Source organism: Pseudomonas sp. ASL8 (assembly GCF_056680355.1).
Genome location: NZ_CM155278.1, coordinates 1,870,131 through 1,887,436, shown reverse-complemented (window position 1 = coordinate 1,887,436; position 17,306 = coordinate 1,870,131). Strand labels below are relative to the sequence as shown.

The 17,306-nt window shown below is 59.0% G+C and carries 14 protein-coding genes; 8 read left to right on the top strand and 6 right to left on the bottom strand.

Annotated elements, in window-relative coordinates; all coding sequences use genetic code 11:
- Positions 1-87: 87 nt before the first annotated feature.
- Positions 88-990, bottom strand: coding sequence for an Hsp33 family molecular chaperone HslO (hslO, locus tag AC1MEA_RS08520; RefSeq protein ID WP_449634331.1), 903 nt, complete (start codon positions 988-990; stop codon positions 88-90).
- A 180-nt stretch (positions 991-1,170) separates the two neighbouring features.
- Positions 1,171-1,578, bottom strand: a complete 408-nt coding sequence (locus tag AC1MEA_RS08515; RefSeq protein WP_322176914.1) for an RNA-binding S4 domain-containing protein — start codon at positions 1,576-1,578, stop codon at positions 1,171-1,173.
- A 120-nt stretch (positions 1,579-1,698) separates the two neighbouring features.
- Between AC1MEA_RS08515 and rimA the strand changes: the two genes are divergently transcribed.
- From rimA to rimK, 3 genes are read left to right on the top strand one after another with little or no spacing between them, the layout of a single operon-like run.
- Positions 1,699-2,481 carry a S6 modification regulatory phosphodiesterase RimA gene (rimA, locus tag AC1MEA_RS08510; RefSeq protein ID WP_480917383.1) on the top strand — a complete coding sequence of 261 codons (783 nt, stop codon included), beginning with the start codon at positions 1,699-1,701 and terminating at the stop codon, positions 2,479-2,481.
- A gap of 16 nt (positions 2,482-2,497) precedes the next feature.
- Entirely contained in the window at positions 2,498-2,980 is a 483-nt protein-coding gene (gene rimB, locus AC1MEA_RS08505; RefSeq protein WP_219062902.1) for a retropepsin-like aspartic endopeptidase RimB, read from the top strand.
- On the top strand, positions 2,977-3,882 hold the full coding sequence (rimK, locus tag AC1MEA_RS08500) for a 30S ribosomal protein S6--L-glutamate ligase (protein WP_219062904.1): 906 nt from the start codon (positions 2,977-2,979) through the stop codon (positions 3,880-3,882). The genes rimB and rimK overlap by 4 nt, the downstream gene beginning before the upstream one ends.
- A gap of 129 nt (positions 3,883-4,011) precedes the next feature.
- On the opposite strand, the gene AC1MEA_RS08495 is transcribed toward rimK, so the two are convergent.
- Complete coding sequence (locus AC1MEA_RS08495) at positions 4,012-5,325, bottom strand: ATP-binding protein (RefSeq protein WP_219062905.1); 1,314 nt, start codon at positions 5,323-5,325, stop codon at positions 4,012-4,014.
- A 170-nt stretch (positions 5,326-5,495) separates the two neighbouring features.
- Positions 5,496-6,236, bottom strand: a complete 741-nt coding sequence (gene ompR, locus AC1MEA_RS08490) for an osmolarity response regulator transcription factor OmpR (protein WP_219062907.1) — start codon at positions 6,234-6,236, stop codon at positions 5,496-5,498.
- Between the two features lie 232 nt (positions 6,237-6,468).
- Between ompR and AC1MEA_RS08485 the strand changes: the two genes are divergently transcribed.
- From AC1MEA_RS08485 to gshA, 3 genes are all read left to right on the top strand, one after another.
- Positions 6,469-8,799: a Tex family protein gene (locus AC1MEA_RS08485; RefSeq protein WP_480917380.1), complete on the top strand. Its 2,331-nt coding sequence runs from the start codon at positions 6,469-6,471 to the stop codon at positions 8,797-8,799.
- Entirely contained in the window at positions 8,799-9,182 is a 384-nt protein-coding gene (locus AC1MEA_RS08480) for a PaaI family thioesterase (protein ID WP_219062910.1), read from the top strand. Before AC1MEA_RS08485 ends, AC1MEA_RS08480 begins: the two co-directional genes overlap by 1 nt.
- Before the next feature lie 199 nt (positions 9,183-9,381).
- Positions 9,382-10,968, top strand: a complete 1,587-nt coding sequence (gene gshA, locus AC1MEA_RS08475; protein ID WP_480917379.1) for a glutamate--cysteine ligase — start codon at positions 9,382-9,384, stop codon at positions 10,966-10,968.
- 57 nt (positions 10,969-11,025) lie between these two features.
- Here gshA and argA read toward each other — a convergent pair whose 3' ends face one another.
- On the bottom strand, positions 11,026-12,324 hold the full coding sequence (gene argA, locus AC1MEA_RS08470) for an amino-acid N-acetyltransferase (protein ID WP_219062913.1): 1,299 nt from the start codon (positions 12,322-12,324) through the stop codon (positions 11,026-11,028).
- A gap of 153 nt (positions 12,325-12,477) precedes the next feature.
- A complete protein-coding gene (gene argE, locus AC1MEA_RS08465; protein ID WP_480917377.1) occupies positions 12,478-13,626 on the bottom strand; it encodes an acetylornithine deacetylase in 1,149 nt (382 codons plus the stop codon).
- Between the two features lie 142 nt (positions 13,627-13,768).
- Here argE and AC1MEA_RS08460 point away from each other — a divergent pair, with 142 nt between their 5' ends.
- Both AC1MEA_RS08460 and tfpB read left to right on the top strand, forming a co-directional pair.
- Complete coding sequence (locus tag AC1MEA_RS08460) at positions 13,769-15,136, top strand: CYTH domain-containing protein (protein ID WP_219062933.1); 1,368 nt, start codon at positions 13,769-13,771, stop codon at positions 15,134-15,136.
- A gap of 369 nt (positions 15,137-15,505) precedes the next feature.
- Positions 15,506-17,290 (top strand): type IV pilus assembly ATPase TfpB, encoded by a 1,785-nt coding sequence (tfpB, locus tag AC1MEA_RS08455; RefSeq protein WP_219062942.1) that lies wholly within the window; start codon positions 15,506-15,508, stop codon positions 17,288-17,290.
- Positions 17,291-17,306: the final 16 nt, after the last annotated feature.

The following is a 17,306-nucleotide window of genomic DNA, read 5'->3' as shown; positions in this document are numbered from 1 at the left end:
CAGAAACACCGAAAATAAGGTAGGACCCTCCTGTCAGAACAGCGGCGAAGCGTCCCGTACGGCGTTTCCAGGCGTATTAGCCTATGTTTAATGGCGCGTATCAGATGGCGAATCCACACCCCCGCCAGAGAACAACTGCGCAACATCAGTGGCATCGAACAAATAGCGTTGATTGCAGAACTGACAGTCGATTTCGATGCTGCCGTTGTGCTCGATCACCAGTTGCTGCGCGTCTTCCAGGCCCAGGCTGACCAACGCATTGCCCGAGCGCTCTCGCGAGCAGCTGCAACGGAACTGTAGCGGCTGAATATCGAACATGCGTACCGCGTCTTCGTTGAAGAGGCGATGCAGCACGGTTTCATTGTCCAGGCTGAGCAATTCTTCGGCGGTCAGGGTGCTGGCCAGCGTCGTGACATGCTGCCAACTGGCGGCACGGTCTTCCGGGTCGGTCAGGCGGGCGGCGGGCAGTTGCTGCAACAGCAGGCCACGGGCGCGCGTGCCGTCGGCGTTGAGCCAGAAGCGCGTCTGCAGTTGCTCGGACAGGGCAAAGTACGACGTCAGGCTTTCCGACAGGTCAACGCCGTCCAAGGCAACGACGCCTTGATAGCGCTTACCCTGACGCGGGTCGACGGTCAGGGTCAGGGTGCCGTCGGGCATCAAGTCGCGCAGCCCTGCATCGGGAGTAATCTGCTCAGCGTCGTAACGCGCAATGCCGCGTATTTCACGGTCGCTGGAGCATTCCACCATCAGCAATGACACCGGCCCGCTAGCGTTCGCTTGAAGTACCAGCAACCCATCGAATTTGAGGGTGCCTACCAGCAAGGCCGCGGCCGCGAGCAGCTCACCGAGCAACTGGGCGACCGGCTCGGGGTAGTCATGTTTGGCCAGCACGTCAGCGTAACTACGCTCCAGCGCGACCAGTTCACCGCGCACGTCGCTTTCTTCGAAAATGAAACGCTGGGTGTAATCGTTGTCCGGAAAATCAGGCATAGGAAAAGGTATCTAAAGTGATGACAAAATAAGGAAAAGCGCTGACTGAACGCTATTTAGCACCTGATAACCAGGTGCTGTAAGCCATGCCGACGGAAGGCATTTTATGAACAATCCCGAATTCTTCCAAGACCGATCGAACAGCATCGGGACGACGGTGCTTTAAAGGTGGCGCGGGGTTCAATCGTCACTGCCCGTGTCGCGAAACTGATGAAGCTGCCGACGCTGTTTCTTGGTCGGTCGCCCTTCAGTGCTGATGCCTAAACCGCCCGCTTTGCGCATGGCCGCAGCGTTTTCACGCTTGGCGATGCTTTCGGCTGTCTCGGCATAAAGCGCCTGCGCTTCTGGCGCACCTCGGCGTGTGGTCGATAATGCCTGAACCACCACCGTGCGCTCATCAAAACCTGCACGAATCTGAAACTCGTCACCGATGCGCGGCTCCTTGCCGGGCTTGCACCGCTCTCCCCGCCAATGAACCTTGCCACTTTCGATAGCCGCCTTGGCCAAGGCGCGAGTTTTGAAGAATCTCGCGGCCCAAAGCCATTTGTCCAGGCGAACTTTGTCGTCCTCTTCTGGTTTTTGTGCCATCAGAATTCCTCATTCGTGCAATAGTCAGAACTGTACTACGTCACGTCGAGCAGGCGGCAAACCAATCCCTGGATTAATATGCCGCCTATGTTGAAGGTCTTGTTCGCACTGGAGTGCCAAGTGACTGATTTCCCAAGCTCGTTGACCTCTCCCAAGGCGGGTTGCCAAGGATGCCAAAGCAGCCCCGCGCTGGATTTTACCTTTGCGTTTGCCTATCAACCGATTGTCGATCTACGCGACCGCTCGGTGTTCGCCCATGAAGCACTGGTGCGAGGCACCAACGGCGAAGGGGCGCTATCGATCCTGAGCCAGGTCAACGAGCAGAATCGCTATCGCTTCGACCAGCGCTGCCGCACACAGGCGATCCAGGGGGCTGCGCAGCTAGGCATGAAAGAAAATCTGTCGATCAACTTTATGCCCAGTGCCGTCTATCGTCCCGAGCTGTGTATCCGCAGCACGCTGGAAGCAGCCAAGGAGCATGATTTCCCACTGGATCGGCTGATTTTCGAGACCCTGGAAAGCGATCATTTAGATAACAATCGCCATTTGACCAATATTCTGCGTGAATACCGCGAATTCGGCTTCAAGACAGCCATCGACGATTTTGGCGCGGGGTATTCCGGGCTTAATCTGCTGGCCGATTTTCAGCCCGACCTGATCAAACTCGACATGGCACTGATCCGCGATATCGATCACGATCGCGTTCGTCAAATTATCGTTCGTGGGATTGTCACAATCTGTGAAGAGTTAGGCGTTACAGTCATCGCCGAAGGCATCGAAACGCCTGGGGAGCGAGACTTTCTCGCTGACTGCGGGATTTCCCTGATGCAAGGCTTCTGGTTCGCCAAACCTGCATTTAAAGCCTTGGCCCAGATAGATCCTGGTGCTTGGCGGACTGTTTGAGGCGTACGGAATCGTTTTGAAAACATTTGATCATTTAACAGTCGTTGGCCTTCGCGAGTGGGTGGCGCTACCTGATTTAGGGGTGGCTGGCCTGCGGGCAAAAATCGATACCGGGGCGAGCACCTCAAGCCTGCACGCGACCGAAATCGAGCCGTTCGAACGCGACGGGGAAAAGTGGGTGCGCTTTAACGCGCACCTCGGCACGGTGGTGCAGCTGCGCCATCGCCGTTGCGAAGCGCAACTGGTCGCGATGAAAACCATAAAAAGCTCCAATGGCCAGGCACAGGTCCGCTACGTCATCCGCACCACCCTGGCTTTGGGTGATCGGGTCTGGCCAGTGGAGTTCACGCTGGCCTGCCGTAAAGCCATGCGCTATCGGCTGCTGCTCGGCTCAAACGCTTTGATAGACGGCCAATTGGTGGTCAATCCAGGCATTACATACGTTCAGGACAAGCCGGCATTCCCGGCCTCTACTACCTCTACCAAAGGTGCTGCATGAAGATCGCTGTGCTGTCGCGTAACCCGCGTCTGTATTCCACCCGTCGCCTGGTCGAAGCGGGCATCGAGCGTGGCCATGAGATGGTGGTGATCGACACCTTGCGCGCTTATATGAACATCGCCAGTCATAAGCCGCAGATCCACTACCGCGGCAAGCCGCTGGAAGGTTTTGATGCGGTGATTCCAAGGATTGGTGCTTCGGTGACGTTCTATGGCTGCGCCGTGCTGCGTCAATTCGAAATGATGGACGTCTTTCCGCTCAACGAGTCGGTCGCTATCGCGCGTTCCCGGGACAAGTTGCGCTCGCTGCAATTGCTTTCCCGCCGTGGCGTCGGCCTGCCAGTCACCGGTTTCGCGCACTCCCCGGACGACATCCCTGATCTGATCCAGATGGTCAACGGCGCCCCCCTGGTGATCAAGGTACTGGAAGGGACTCAAGGCATTGGTGTGGTGCTGTGTGAAACGGCCACTGCCGCCGAATCGGTGATCGAGGCGTTCATGGGCCTGAAGCAGGACATCATGGTTCAGGAGTACATCAAAGAAGCCGGCGGGGCGGATATTCGCTGCTTCGTGGTCGGCGACAAGGTCATCGCCTCGATGAAGCGTCAGGCCAAGCCGGGGGAGTTTCGCTCCAACCTGCACCGTGGCGGCAGCGCCAGCCTGATCAAAATCACCCCAGAAGAACGCATGACGGCCATCCGCGCCGCCAAGGTCATGGGGCTGAGCGTGGCGGGCGTGGATATCCTGCGCTCCAATCACGGACCGCTGGTGATGGAAGTGAACTCGTCACCGGGCCTTGAGGGTATCGAAACCACCACCAACAAGGACGTTGCCGGGATGATCATTGAATACCTGGAGAAAAACAGCGGCCCGAACATGACACGGACCAAAGGCAAGGGCTGACAGGACAGATAAAACACAAGACCTGTCCGGAGTGTCAGGTCTTGTTAAGCAGGAAGGGCAACAAAGAGTCTTTGCGAATGAACTCGCTCCCACAATGGATGGATCGGGAGCGAACTCAGTGCATAACGTTTAAACCGCATCCCTCGGCAACATCAGCCCCAACGGCAAGCGCACTCGCGCTTCCAGGCCGCCTCCAGAACGATTTCGCAGCTCGACATTGCCGCCATGCATGGCCGCAATACGCTTGACGATCGCCAGCCCCAGACCGGTGCCTTTGCCGCTGCGCGCACGGTCGCCACGGATGAAGGGGTTGAAGATGCCCTCCAGCTCCGACGGATCGATCCCGGCGCCCCGGTCGAGCACACTCAGCACCACATAGGGTGCATTGGCGTCACCTGACACATAAGCAGCGACTTCAATGCCGTTACCGGCATGGTGCATGGCGTTGCCGATCAGGTTGTTCAACAAGCGTTTCATCGAAACCCGACGCAACGGGAAAGGCGGAATCGGCTCCAGACACAACCGGATCTGCTCGGTCGGATGGTTGAACGGCGCTACCACCTCACGCACCAGGTCGCTCAGGTCGACGTCTTCGACTTCTTCATCGCGCCCGTCGCGAATAAACGCCAGGAATTGATCAAGGATCGCGTCCATGTCTTCGATATCGCGGACCATGCCATCGGTCAGTTCATTCTCTTGCGTCATCAATTCAAGGGACAAGCGCAAGCGGGTCAAGGGGGTTCGCAAGTCGTGGGAGACCCCCGCCAACATCAATTCCCGCTCCTGCCCAGCCTGTTCGACGTCCTCGGCCATCTGGTTGAAGGCGCGGTATACCTCAGCCATTTCGCTGGGCGTATCACTGATCGGCAATCGCACACTGCGCCCTTGCCCCAACTGACGGGCAGCAAAGACCAGGCGCTTGAGCGGCTGATTAAGCTGTCGAACGAAAATCCACGCAGAGGCTGTGGAAAGCAAGCCGATGGCGAGGAACCAGCCCAGCACGCTCCAGATTTTCTGACCGCGCAGTGGGTGCGGGTACAACGGCACTTTCAGCCAACCGTCACCCAGGCTTGGGGCCCGCACCCACAGGGCTGGAGGCGCATGCACCCGCAGCCGCACTTCGGTGTCCGCACCCAACTCGGCTTGCATCTGACGCTGGTAAATCTCGCTGTATGGCCAATGTTGCTCGCCTTCAGGCACGCCGCCGCCGACCACCCGAATCAACCCGGCAGCCTCGGCAATCGCCTCGCGATCATGCTCATCCGCCGCCCAATAGGCCCGCAAGGTCAACGCAACGCCGTGGCTGTATTGCCTGTCGACCAGCACGTCCTCGTTCATCAATAGATAAACCAGGGTCAGTGCCTTGGAAAACAGCACGACAATCAACACCAGCCACAGGGTGCGAGAGAAGAAGCTTTGCGGGAACCAGAGCGGGGTTTTCATTGCAGTCGCTACACACTTTGCAGGCGCGAGCGAGGCTCGCAAAAATGGCGAGGCGCGATCGGTATCCGTCGCATAAACACCTCAACCCAAAACGTCGATAGCCCTGAACAGGGCTATCGAGTGTGTCAGTCAGAACTCAGCAGTCCTGGTTCGCGCCTACACAGCGCCAATCACTTGGTTCCGGCACCATCGGGAACAAACACATAACCTACGCCCCAGACAGTCTGGATGTAGCGCGGCTTGGAAGGGTCCGGTTCGATCAAGCGACGCAGTCGCGAAATCTGTACGTCGATGGAACGCTCCAACGCATCCCACTCGCGTCCACGGGCCAGGTTCATCAACTTGTCGCGGGTCAACGGCTCGCGGGCATGCATCACCAATGCCTTGAGCACCGCGAATTCGCCAGTGGTCAGCATGTGCACTTCATCGCCACGCTTGAGCTCACGGGTTGCCAGCGACAGTTCATAGTCACCGAACGTCACGGACTCATCTTCGCTGCCAGGTGCACCAGGAACAGGTACCGCCTGACGACGCAATACGGCTTTGACCCGTGCGACCAGCTCATCGGGGTTGAACGGCTTGGATAGGTAATCGTCAGCACCCAACTCCAGACCACGAATTCGGCTCAGCTCATCGCCCTTGGCGGTCAGCATGATGATCGGCACCTGATTGTTAGCAGCACGCAAGCGGCGGCAAGCGGACAGCCCGTCTTCACCCGGCAACATCAAATCGAGGACAACGAGGTGGAAAACCTCGCGTGCGAGCAGGCGATCCATTTGCTCGACGTTGGCCACGGCGCGCGCGCGATAACCTTTGCTGGTGAAAAAACGCTCTAACAGGCTGCTTAATCCCGGGTCGTCATCAACGATGAGGATCTTTTCGCCTTCAGCAGGTTGTGCAGTACTGCTCATTAGATGCTCCTTTGATCTCGGCGCGCATTATGGCGTAGCTGCCGATTTATGTACTGTGTGCATTGTTAGCAGATTTTTCCTGAGCCGCCAGCAACGGTTGTTGATAGTGCTCGTGAACGGGCGCAATCCCCCTAATCAGAGATCGCTGGGTATAATGCGCCGCCTTGAAGTCAGGTAGCGCCTGACAATGGCCAATCGCGTTTTATTTGCTCACAATTTGCCAGGTGGTTTTATGGACAGCATCAACAGCCGCATCGCCGAGGAACTCGGTGTCCGCCCACAGCAGGTCGCAGCGGCCGTCGCTCTGCTGGATGAAGGCTCAACCGTGCCTTTCATCTCCCGTTACCGTAAAGAAGTGACCGGCAGCCTTGATGACACCCAGTTACGCCACCTGGAAGAGCGCCTGCGCTACCTGCGCGAACTCGACGAGCGACGCATCAGCATCCTTGCGAGCATCGAAGAGCAAGGCAAGCTGACCCCGGAACTGGCGCGCGATATCAAACTCGCCGACACCAAAACCCGCCTTGAAGATTTGTACCTGCCCTACAAACAAAAACGCCGCACCAAGGGCCAGATTGCCCTGGAAGCCGGTCTGGGCGAGTTGGCCGACGGTCTGTTCAATGACCCGACCCTGAGCCCGGAAAGCGAAGCGGCACGGTTTGTCGACGCGGAAAAAGGCGTGGCCGATGTGAAAGCCGCCCTCGAAGGCGCCAAATACATCCTGATGGAGCGCTTCGCCGAAGACGCCAACCTCCTGGAAAAACTGCGCAGCTTCCTCAAACACGAGGCTGTTCTCAGCGCCCGTGTAGTGGCTGGCAAGGAAGAAGCCGGCGCCAAGTTCCGCGATTACTTCGAACACGACGAACCCCTGAAAAGCATGCCATCGCACCGCGCCCTGGCCATTTTTCGCGGGCGTAATGAAGGGTTTCTCAGCTCGTCCCTGAAGATTGGCGAAGAGCTGCCGGGCGCCATGCACCCGTGTGAAATGATGATCAGCGAGCGTTTCGGCCTGCAAAACCAGAATCGCCCCGCCGATAAATGGCTGGCCGAAGTGGTGCGCTGGACCTGGAAGGTCAAGCTCTACACCCACTTGGAAACTGACTTGCTGGGCGAACTGCGCGACGGTGCGGAAACCGAAGCGATCAACGTGTTCGCGCACAACCTGCATGACCTGCTGCTGGCGGCACCGGCTGGCCCACGCGCCACGCTGGGCCTGGACCCTGGTCTGCGCACCGGGTGCAAAGTGGCCGTGGTCGACGCGACCGGCAAGCTGCTCGATTACGCGACCGTTTACCCGCATGTACCCAAGAATCAGTGGGACCAGACCATCGCCGTGTTGGCTGCACTCTGCGCCAAGCATTCGGTTGACCTGATCGCAATCGGCAACGGCACCGCCAGCCGCGAGACCGATAAACTGGCCGCCGAACTGATCAAAAAATACCCAGGTCTGAAAATGACCAAAGTGATGGTGTCTGAAGCCGGGGCCTCGGTGTATTCCGCTTCCGAGATGGCAGCCAAGGAATTCCCGGAGCTGGACGTGACGATCCGTGGCGCGGTGTCGATTGCACGCCGCCTGCAAGATCCACTGGCCGAGCTGGTGAAAATCGATCCGAAATCCATCGGTGTCGGTCAGTACCAGCACGACGTTTCGCAGCTGAAACTGGCGCGAGGCCTGGATGCGGTGGTCGAGGACTGCGTGAACGCTGTTGGCGTCGATGTGAATACCGCATCGGTTGCCTTGCTCGCCCGCATCTCTGGCCTGAACACCACGCTGGCGCAAAATATCGTCGCTCACCGCGATGAAAACGGCGCCTTCAAGACCCGTGCTTCGTTGAAGAAAGTCAGCCGCCTCGGCGAAAAGACTTACGAACAAGCTGCCGGCTTCCTGCGCGTAATGAATGGCGAAAACCCACTGGACTCCTCGGCGGTTCACCCGGAAGCCTATCCGCTCGTCAAGCGCATCGCCGCTGAAACAGACCGCGATATCCGTTCGTTGATTGGCGACGCGAGCTTCCTCAAGCGCCTCGATCCGAAAAAATACACCGATGAAACCTTCGGCCTGCCGACCGTTACCGATATTTTGCAAGAGCTGGAAAAACCGGGCCGCGATCCTCGCCCTGAGTTCAAGACGGCCGAGTTCCAGGACGGCGTCGAAGAGCTCAAGGACCTGGAGCTGGGGATGATCCTCGAAGGCGTGGTCACCAACGTGACCAACTTCGGCGCTTTCGTTGATATCGGCGTGCATCAGGACGGTCTGGTTCACATCTCCGCGCTGTCCGAGAAATTCATCAAGGACCCGCGTGAAGCGGTCAAGGCCGGCGATGTAGTCAAGGTCAAGGTCATGGAAGTCGATATCCCGCGCAAACGCGTCGGCCTGTCGATGCGCATGAGCGACACCCCTGGTGAGAAAATCGACGGTGCTCGTGGCGCGCGTCCGGGGTCTGCTCCTCGCTCGCAACAACAAAACACGCCCCGCAAGGAAGCCCCGGTAGCAGTCGCAGCCCCGTCCAATAACGCCATGGCTTCGTTGTTCGCCAACGCCAAACAGTTGAAGAAGCGTTGATGGCCATCCCCGAAGGGCTGACCCAGAGCGCTTATTTCAAGATGCTCGGCTGCCAGTTGCAACGCCTGGACGACGGCGTTGCCGAAGTCAGCCTGGCGCTGGAGCCTCACCTGCGCAATCGCGGCAACGTGATGCATGGCGGGGCGATTTTCAGCCTGGTCGATATCGCCATGGGACTGGCCTGCTCCAGCTCCCACGGCTTCGATCAGCAGAGCGTGACGGTCGAGTGCAAGATCAACTACGTCCGGGCCGTGTCCGAAGGCGAGGTGCTGTGCATCGCCAAGGTGCTGCATGCAGGACGGCGCACGCTGGTTGTCGAGGCAGAAGTGCTGCAGGGCGACAAACTGGTCGCAAAAGCACAAGGGACGTTCGCAGTCATCTAGCTGTCGCACGTCGATTTGGGTTAATTTCGGCATTGTGAAAACAGTGTCGGAATTTTCTGTTTGGGTTGCAGCCAAACCAAGCAACGGGCATCGGCGTTTCAAACCAAAACCAGGCGACAACGCCAGTTCCTCTCTTCACCCTTGTAGACCGTCATTTCCACCCCCATATTGGGGCGACCGACGCGTGAAGGAATCCAACTTGAGCGAACTTCTCAACCGCCGCCTGGCTCTGCTTAGCGAGCGCACTAACCTCTCCCTGATGGAGCAGTGCCTGCACGGTATTGAGCGTGAATGCCTGCGCGTGACGGGCGAAGCACGCCTGGCGCAGACGCCGCACCCCGAACAACTGGGCGCCGCGCTGACCAACGAGCAAATCACCACCGATTACTCCGAATCGCTATTGGAGTTCATCACGCCCGCGCTGCCGCACACGGCCGATACCCTGTCCAGCCTGGACAAGATCCATCGCTTCGCCTACAGCAAGCTCGGCAGCGAGTACCTGTGGAGCCCCTCGATGCCGTGTCCGCTACCGGCCGAAGAAGATATCCCGATTGCCTACTACGGCACCTCGAATATCGGTCAGCTCAAGTACGTCTATCGCAAAGGCCTGGCCTTGCGGTACGGCAAGACCATGCAGTGCATCGCCGGCATTCACTACAACTTCTCCTTGCCGGAAAAAGTCTGGCCGCTGCTCAAGCAGGCCGAAGGTTTTGTCGGCACGGACCGCGACTATCAGTCAGCGTCCTATATCGCCCTGATTCGCAACTTCCGCCGTTACAGCTGGCTGCTGATGTACCTGTTCGGCGCCTCGCCGGCCCTGGATGCAAGCTTCTTGCGCGGGCGCTCGCATCAGTTGGAGCAATGGGACGCCGACACGCTGTACCTGCCCTACGCCACCAGCCTGCGTATGAGCGACCTGGGCTACCAGAGCAACGCCCAGGCCGGTTTGACCCCGTGCTACAACGATTTGACCAGCTACACCGACAGCCTGCGTAAAGCGGTGGCGACGCCGTATCCGCCGTATGTCGAGATCGGGACCCACAAGGATGGTGAGTGGATTCAGCTCAACACCAACATCCTGCAGATCGAAAACGAGTACTACTCCAACATTCGCCCAAAACGCGTGACCTACTCCGGCGAACGTCCGGTTCAGGCGCTGGTAGCCCGTGGCGTGCAATACGTTGAGGTCCGCTGCCTGGACATCAACCCTTTCCTGCCTATGGGTATCGATTTGCAGCAAGCGCGCTTCATCGACGCGTTCGTGCTGTATTGCGCCCTGCAGGACAGCCCGCAACTGGCAAACAACGAATGCACCAACGCAGCCTCGAACTTTCTGACGGTGGTCAAGGAAGGCCGTCGTCCGGGTCTGGAATTGCAGCGCAATGACACCACGATCGACTTGAAAGCCTGGGCCACCGAGCTGCTGGAAAAAATCGCGCCGTTGTCGCAGTTACTCGATCAGAGCCACGGTGGCGAAGAACACGTCAAAGCCCTGGCCGCGCAACTGGCCAAGGTCAACGATTCTTCACGGACGCCTTCGGCACAAGTGCTGGCAAGCATGACGGAACACAAGGAAGGCTTCACCGCGTTCTCCTTCCGTCAGAGCCAGGCACACGCTGAGTACTTCCGCAGCGAACCGTTGAGCACTGAAGACCAGTTGCACTTCGAAACCCTGGCCCGCAACTCAATTGCCCAACAGGCCGAGCTGGAACAAACCGAAGAAATTGTCGATTTCGATACGTTTGTCGGTTCGTATCAAGCAAGCATTCTGGCAATCAGTAACTGACGCCATCGCGGCGGGACGCGCAGTTACAAGCGCATTCCGCCGCGATGGACACAGCTCCTACAGCGTCTTCTCGAAGATCTTCGAATTACGCTGATAGTTGTAAAGCGATGCTCGTGCGCTGGGCAGGCGGTCGACGCTGCTCGGCTCAAACCCGCGCTCACGGAACCAGTGCGCGGTACGGGTGGTAAGGACGAACAGGGTCTTCAAGCCTTGCGCCCGAGCCCGGGCCTCAATCCTCTCCAACAGTTCATCACCACGCCGGCCATGGCGGTATTCCGGGCTGACGGCCAGGCAGGCCAACTCACCGGCATCTGAATCCGCGATCTGGTACAGCGCGGCACAGGCAATGATCAGCCCTTCGCGCTCAACCACACTGAATTGCTCGATCTCGCGCTCCAGTACTTCGCGCGAACGACGCACCAGAATCCCCTGCTCTTCCAGCGGCGTGATCAAATCCAGCAAGCCGCCAACGTCTTCAATCGCCGCCTCACGCACCAATTCAAACTGTTCTTGCGCAACCAGCGTGCCGCCACCGTCGCGGGTAAACAGCTCGGTCAGCAGGGCGCCGTCTTCAGCGTAGCTGACGATATGGCTGCGACCGACACCGCCACGACACGCCTCAGCCGCCGCGTCGAGCAATTCAGCCTGATAGTTGCTGCCCAGCCTTAGCATGTGCGCCGGGACTTGTTGCGGGCGCAGCTCACGCACCAACTTGCCTTGATCATCCAGCAGGCCGCGCTCGGCACCGAACAGCAGCAATTTATCGGCGCCCAGGTCGATAGCGGCGCGAGTGGCGACGTCTTCACAGGCGATGTTGAACGTCTCCCCCGTCGGCGAATACCCCAGCGGCGACAGCAACACGATGGAGCGCTCGTCGAGCAGGCGGTTGATACCTTTGCGGTCGACCCGGCGCACTTCGCCGGTGTGGTGGTAATCCACGCCTTCGACCACACCAATCGGCCGCGCAGTCACCAGATTGCCGCCTGCCACGCGCAGGCGCGAACCCTGCATCGGTGAAGCGGCCATGTCCATGGACAGGCGTGCTTCGATGGCGACACGCAGGGAGCCTACCGCGTCGATGACGCATTCGAGGGTCGCCGCATCGGTGACGCGCAGATTACGATGGAATTGCGGCGTCAGGCCGCGCGCCGCCAGACGGCTTTCAATCTGCGGGCGAGAGCCATACACCAGCACCAGTCGCACGCCGAGGCTGTGCAACAGCACCAGGTCATGGACGATATTGCCGAAATTCGGATGATCGATACCGTCGCCGGGCAGCATGACAACAAAGGTGCAATCACGGTGGGCGTTGATGTACGGCGAAGCGTGGCGAAGCCAGTTAACGTAGTCGGGCATGACTTGAAGAGCCTGTAAAAGATTGGACGAACGCGTAAGAACACACACAGCACTGTGGTGGTTATCGTCGGAACAGGCTTGGCAACACGCGCATTCTCCTTCTATTTAGAGCTTAGAGCCCAACGGCTTCGAGATCACTTGAGCTGACCCGACTCATGCGGGGGTCAGGCAATAATGTTCAACCAACTGACGTAGTAGACGCACCGTAGGCTGCAAGCGTGACATTTCAAGGTATTCGCCTGGCTGATGAGCACAGGCAATGTCGCCAGGGCCCAAAACCAGGGTTTCGCAGCCCAGGCGCTGAAGATAAGGCGCTTCGGTGCCAAACGCTACTGCCTCGGCGCGATGCCCGGTCAGACGTTCGGCGACGCGCACCAATTCGGCATCGGCGGCCTGTTCGAACGGCGGTACTTCGGGAAACAGCGGCGCATAGTCTATTTGCACCTGATGCAGTTCTGCCAGCGGTTGCAGCTTCTGCCGAATCGCGGCACGCAACACCTGCGGGTCCATGCCCGGCAAGGGCCGCAAGTCGAACTCCAACGAGCATTGCCCGCAAATCCGGTTCGGGTTGTCACCACCATGAATGCACCCGAAGTTGAGGGTTGGCTGTGGCACGCTGAACTGCGGGTTGCGGTATTCGCCTTGCCATTGCTGACGCAGGCCCTTCAATTCAGTGATCGCGTCGTGCATCGCCTCCAGCGCGCTGTGGCCCAGGCTAGGGTCGGACGAATGGCCGCTGCGCCCAAGAATATTGATGCGCTCCATCATCACGCCCTTGTGCAGGCGAATCGGCTTGAGCCCGGTCGGCTCGCCGATCACCGCCGCACGACCCAAAGGACGACCCGCTGCGGCCAACGCTCGAGCGCCGGCCATGGAGCTTTCTTCATCGCAGGTAGCGAGGATCAACAATGGCTGCTTGAACGGTTGATCGAGCAACGGCTGCACCGCTTCGATGACCAAGGCAAAGAAGCCTTTCATGTCACAACTGCCCAGCCCTACCCAACGCCCATCGACCTCGGTCAGTTTGAGCGGATCGGTTTGCCACAGCGCGCCATCGAACGGCACGGTGTCGCTATGCCCGGCCAATACCAGTCCGCCTGGGCCGCTGCCGAAACTCGCCAACAGGTTGAACTTGCCGGGCGACACCTGCCGAATGTCACAGGCAAACCCCAGATCACCCAGCCAGGTCGCCAGCAGATCAATCACGGCACGGTTGGATTGATCCAGCGCGGGCTGGGTGCAACTCACCGACGGCGCTGCAATCAACGCGGCAAACTGGTCTTTCATGGACGGCAAGGGCATGAGCAATCTCCTCGTTTGAGCACCATCATAGGGCTATCGGCCCCCATGAATAAACATGTCCTGTACACTGTTCGGCCTCAGCAGCCACGTATTTGCAGGCTGCGCTCCCGTTATTAGCGATTAGCGCTTGGATTCCCCGGCCATGCAGAAAGAAACCGAAATCAAACTCCGCGTCAGCCGCGAAACCCTCGCCGCCCTGCGCGACCACCCACTGCTGAAAAAACGCAACAAAAGTGGCTGGGAACGCCTTGAGCTGTTCAATCAGTATTTCGACACGCCTGAACGCGACCTGGCAAACGCCAAAGTGGCCCTGCGCCTGCGCCGTGATGGCGACGCGATCATTCAGACGTTGAAGACTCGCGGGCAAAGCGTTGCCGGCTTGTCCGAGCGCAATGAATACAATTGGGATCTGCCCAAAGCCAAGCTCGACCTTAAAAAGCTCGATGGCGAATGCTGGCCGGAGGAGTTGGCTGAGCTAGATAAAAAGACCATCAAACCGGCGTTCACCACCGATTTCGTCCGCGAGCGTGCGGAAATTGCGTGGGGTCGTGGCAAGGCTAAAGTCGTGATCGAAGCGGCACTGGACCTGGGCCGGGTCATTGCCGGCAAGCAGGAAGAAGAAATCTGCGAGCTGGAGCTGGAGCTGCGCGAAGGTGATCCTTCCGCACTGCTGGAGCTGGCCGCTGAACTGGCTGCCACGCTGCCGTTGATGCCCTGCGACATCAGCAAAGCCGAGCGTGGCTATCGCCTGTTCGACGCCAATAGCTACTCGCTGAGCCTACCGGCACCTGAACTGACCGCAGAAATGCCGCTGGACGACGCCTTCGCCGCGCTGGCCTGGCATTTGTTGGCCAGCAGCCAGCGCTTGGCTGAGCAGTACCGTTTCAACGGTCACTGGCGTTTGTTGCAGGATTGGGTGGCGTTGCTGTCCGAACTGCGCGCGTTGGTTGGCAGCCTGGGTCAGGCCGCGCCACGCACCTCGACCCACGAGTTGCGTGCATCGCTGGACGCCTTGCTCGAAGACTGGCGCCCGCTGGTCCAGGCCGGTCAAGACGACCCGGACGTCCGCACCGAAGCGCCCGCCCAGTTCATCGAAGAGCTTACAGACACGCGTTGGGGCCTGTTCTCGCTGAACACCTCGCGCTGGCTGATGGCTCGCAGCTGGACCGCTGACCGCAACACCCGCGGCAATCGCCAGGGCGCAGCGCAACTGGCTAACTGGGTACCGCGCCTGCTGGCTGAAGAAGCGACTTCGCTGCAATTGGGTCGCTATCAGCAACAACCGGAAGACCTGGCGGAACAACTGCCGCGCATCGAACGCATTCAGGCCTGGCTGCATTTGGCCCGTGGCGTACTGGATTTGCCCGAGCTGGACCGCTTGTACGGCGAGCTGAACAAGCTTGAGCAATTGGCGCTTGAGCCAATCAGCGACGAAATCCTCGACGCACGCGTGCAACAGACCGTTGTGGTGTTCCAGAGCCGCGCATGGAAGACCTTGTTGCGTTTGTAATACCGACGTCACGCATGAATTCGTCCCGCAGGAATTGCATGTTTTCTGGGGTGCGAATTCAAATGCGAATGGCCTGACGCGGTCCGCCTGGACCTCGTCAACCCACTATCGGCAAACGCGTGGCGGATTGGGTCTCTGACAACGCCACCGTCGAGTTGACCGCCTGAATTGATCAATATTTGTTCAATAAACTTGGAACCCAATGCGATTTAGAACGTCTTACCGCAACAGGTAGTTCTGGCCGTCGGTTAACGGTTCGGTAAATTTTCGCAACCCTTCACCTCGCTCCGGGTAACACATGCGGCGCGCCGGGGACTATTCTTGTCTTGCCATTAGCCGGTCAGAGCAGAACTGTCCCAAGGAGCCCGCATGTCCGTCCTCGCCTCAGTTACCCAAGACCGTTGGCTGGATCTCAACGATCTGCTACACGACTTGGTTGCTCAAGGGTTTACCGATCAAGAAAGTGCTGAATACGCGCTCACTCTGCGCCGTTCAGCGCTGAACATTCAATTGCACCCGCTGGAGTTCATCGCCGCCCAACAGCTCGATGATTTAAAGCGGCCTGGCAAGAAGCTCGACCTGGAAAGCCTCACCCTCTGGCTCGCGCAGCAGGTCGGTCAGCCTTACATGCGTATCGATCCGCTGAAGATCAACGTTGCGGCAATCACGCCGCTGATGTCGTACGCATTTGCCCAACGACACAAGATCCTCGCGGTGGCTGTGGACCGCGAATCGGTGACCATCGCCAGTGCCCAGCCGTTCGTCAGCGCCTGGGAAGCAGACCTGATGCACGTCCTGAAATTGCCGATCAAACGCGTGGTCGCCAACCCGGCAGACATCCAGCGTTTGGCCGTGGAGTTTTTCCGGCTGGCGAAATCGGTCAGCGGTGCCAATGCTTCTGATCTGAAAATGAGCAATCTGGGCAACTTTGAACAGTTGCTCAAGCTTGGTGCAAGCGACCAGGAGCCCGACGCCAACGACGCGCACATCGTCAACATCGTCGATTGGCTGTTCCAATATGCATTCCAGCAGCGTGCCAGCGATATCCATATCGAGCCCCGTCGCGAACAAGGCACCGTGCGGTTTCGCATCGACGGCGTGCTGCACAACGTCTATCAATTTCCAGCGCAAGTCACCATGGCCATCGTCAGCCGCCTGAAAAGCCTGGGCCGGATGAACGTTGCCGAGAAACGCAAACCGCAGGATGGCCGGGTCAAGACCACGACACCTGAGGGCGGCGAAGTCGAGCTGCGACTGTCGACCTTGCCCACCGCGTTCGGCGAAAAGATGGTGATGCGGATTTTCGACCCGGAAGTGCTGCTGAAGAACTTCGATCAACTGGGCTTTTCTGGCGATGACCTGCGCCGCTGGCAGGACATGACGCAGCAACCCAACGGCATCATTCTGGTCACGGGCCCAACCGGTTCGGGCAAGACCACGACGCTTTATACGACCCTGAAAAAGCTGGCGACCTCGGAGGTCAATCTCTGCACCATTGAAGACCCTATCGAGATGGTCGAGCCGGCGTTCAACCAGATGCAGGTCCAGCACAACATCGACCTGACATTTGCCAGCGGCGTGCGCGCACTGATGCGTCAGGACCCGGACATCATCATGATCGGCGAAATTCGTGATCTGGAGACCGCAGAAATGGCGATCCAGGCCGCGCTGACCGGCCACCTCGTGCTGTCCACCCTGCACACCAACGACGCACCGAGCGCCATTAGCCGCCTGCTGGAACTGGGCGTTCCCCATTACCTGCTCAAGGCCACCCTCCTCGGCGTCATGGCCCAACGGCTGGTGCGCACCCTATGCCCACACTGCAAAGCGCCCATCGAGCTGGAAGAAAGCGACTGGCAAACCCTGACCCGCCCGTGGCAAGCGCCCGTCCCGACCGGTGCCCAACATGCTGTCGGCTGCGTGGAATGTCGTGACACCGGCTATCGCGGCCGCGCCGGGGTATACGAAATCATGCTGATGTCCGACAGCGTCAAAGCCCTGATCAGCGCCGACCTCGACCTCACCGCCATACGCCGCCAGGCCTTCAAGGAAGGCATGCGCAGCTTGCGCTTGTCCGGCGCGCAGAAAATATCCGCCGGGCTGACCACGCTCGAAGAGGTATTGCGGGTAACGCCTCAGAGTGAGCAGCGGTGAAAACGGCAACCATCAC

Coding starts and splice junctions, on each gene's coding strand:
- argA (WP_219062913.1), bottom strand. CDS start 12,324: ATGCCCGACTACGTTAACTGGCTTCGCCACGCTTCGCCGTACATCAAC.
- AC1MEA_RS08485 (WP_480917380.1), top strand. CDS start 6,469: ATGGACAGCATCAACAGCCGCATCGCCGAGGAACTCGGTGTCCGCCCA.
- argE (WP_480917377.1), bottom strand. CDS start 13,626: ATGCCCTTGCCGTCCATGAAAGACCAGTTTGCCGCGTTGATTGCAGCG.
- AC1MEA_RS08480 (WP_219062910.1), top strand. CDS start 8,799: ATGGCCATCCCCGAAGGGCTGACCCAGAGCGCTTATTTCAAGATGCTC.
- AC1MEA_RS08515 (WP_322176914.1), bottom strand. CDS start 1,578: ATGGCACAAAAACCAGAAGAGGACGACAAAGTTCGCCTGGACAAATGG.
- rimK (WP_219062904.1), top strand. CDS start 2,977: ATGAAGATCGCTGTGCTGTCGCGTAACCCGCGTCTGTATTCCACCCGT.
- AC1MEA_RS08495 (WP_219062905.1), bottom strand. CDS start 5,325: ATGAAAACCCCGCTCTGGTTCCCGCAAAGCTTCTTCTCTCGCACCCTG.
- tfpB (WP_219062942.1), top strand. CDS start 15,506: ATGTCCGTCCTCGCCTCAGTTACCCAAGACCGTTGGCTGGATCTCAAC.
- ompR (WP_219062907.1), bottom strand. CDS start 6,236: ATGAGCAGTACTGCACAACCTGCTGAAGGCGAAAAGATCCTCATCGTT.
- hslO (WP_449634331.1), bottom strand. CDS start 990: ATGCCTGATTTTCCGGACAACGATTACACCCAGCGTTTCATTTTCGAA.
- AC1MEA_RS08460 (WP_219062933.1), top strand. CDS start 13,769: ATGCAGAAAGAAACCGAAATCAAACTCCGCGTCAGCCGCGAAACCCTC.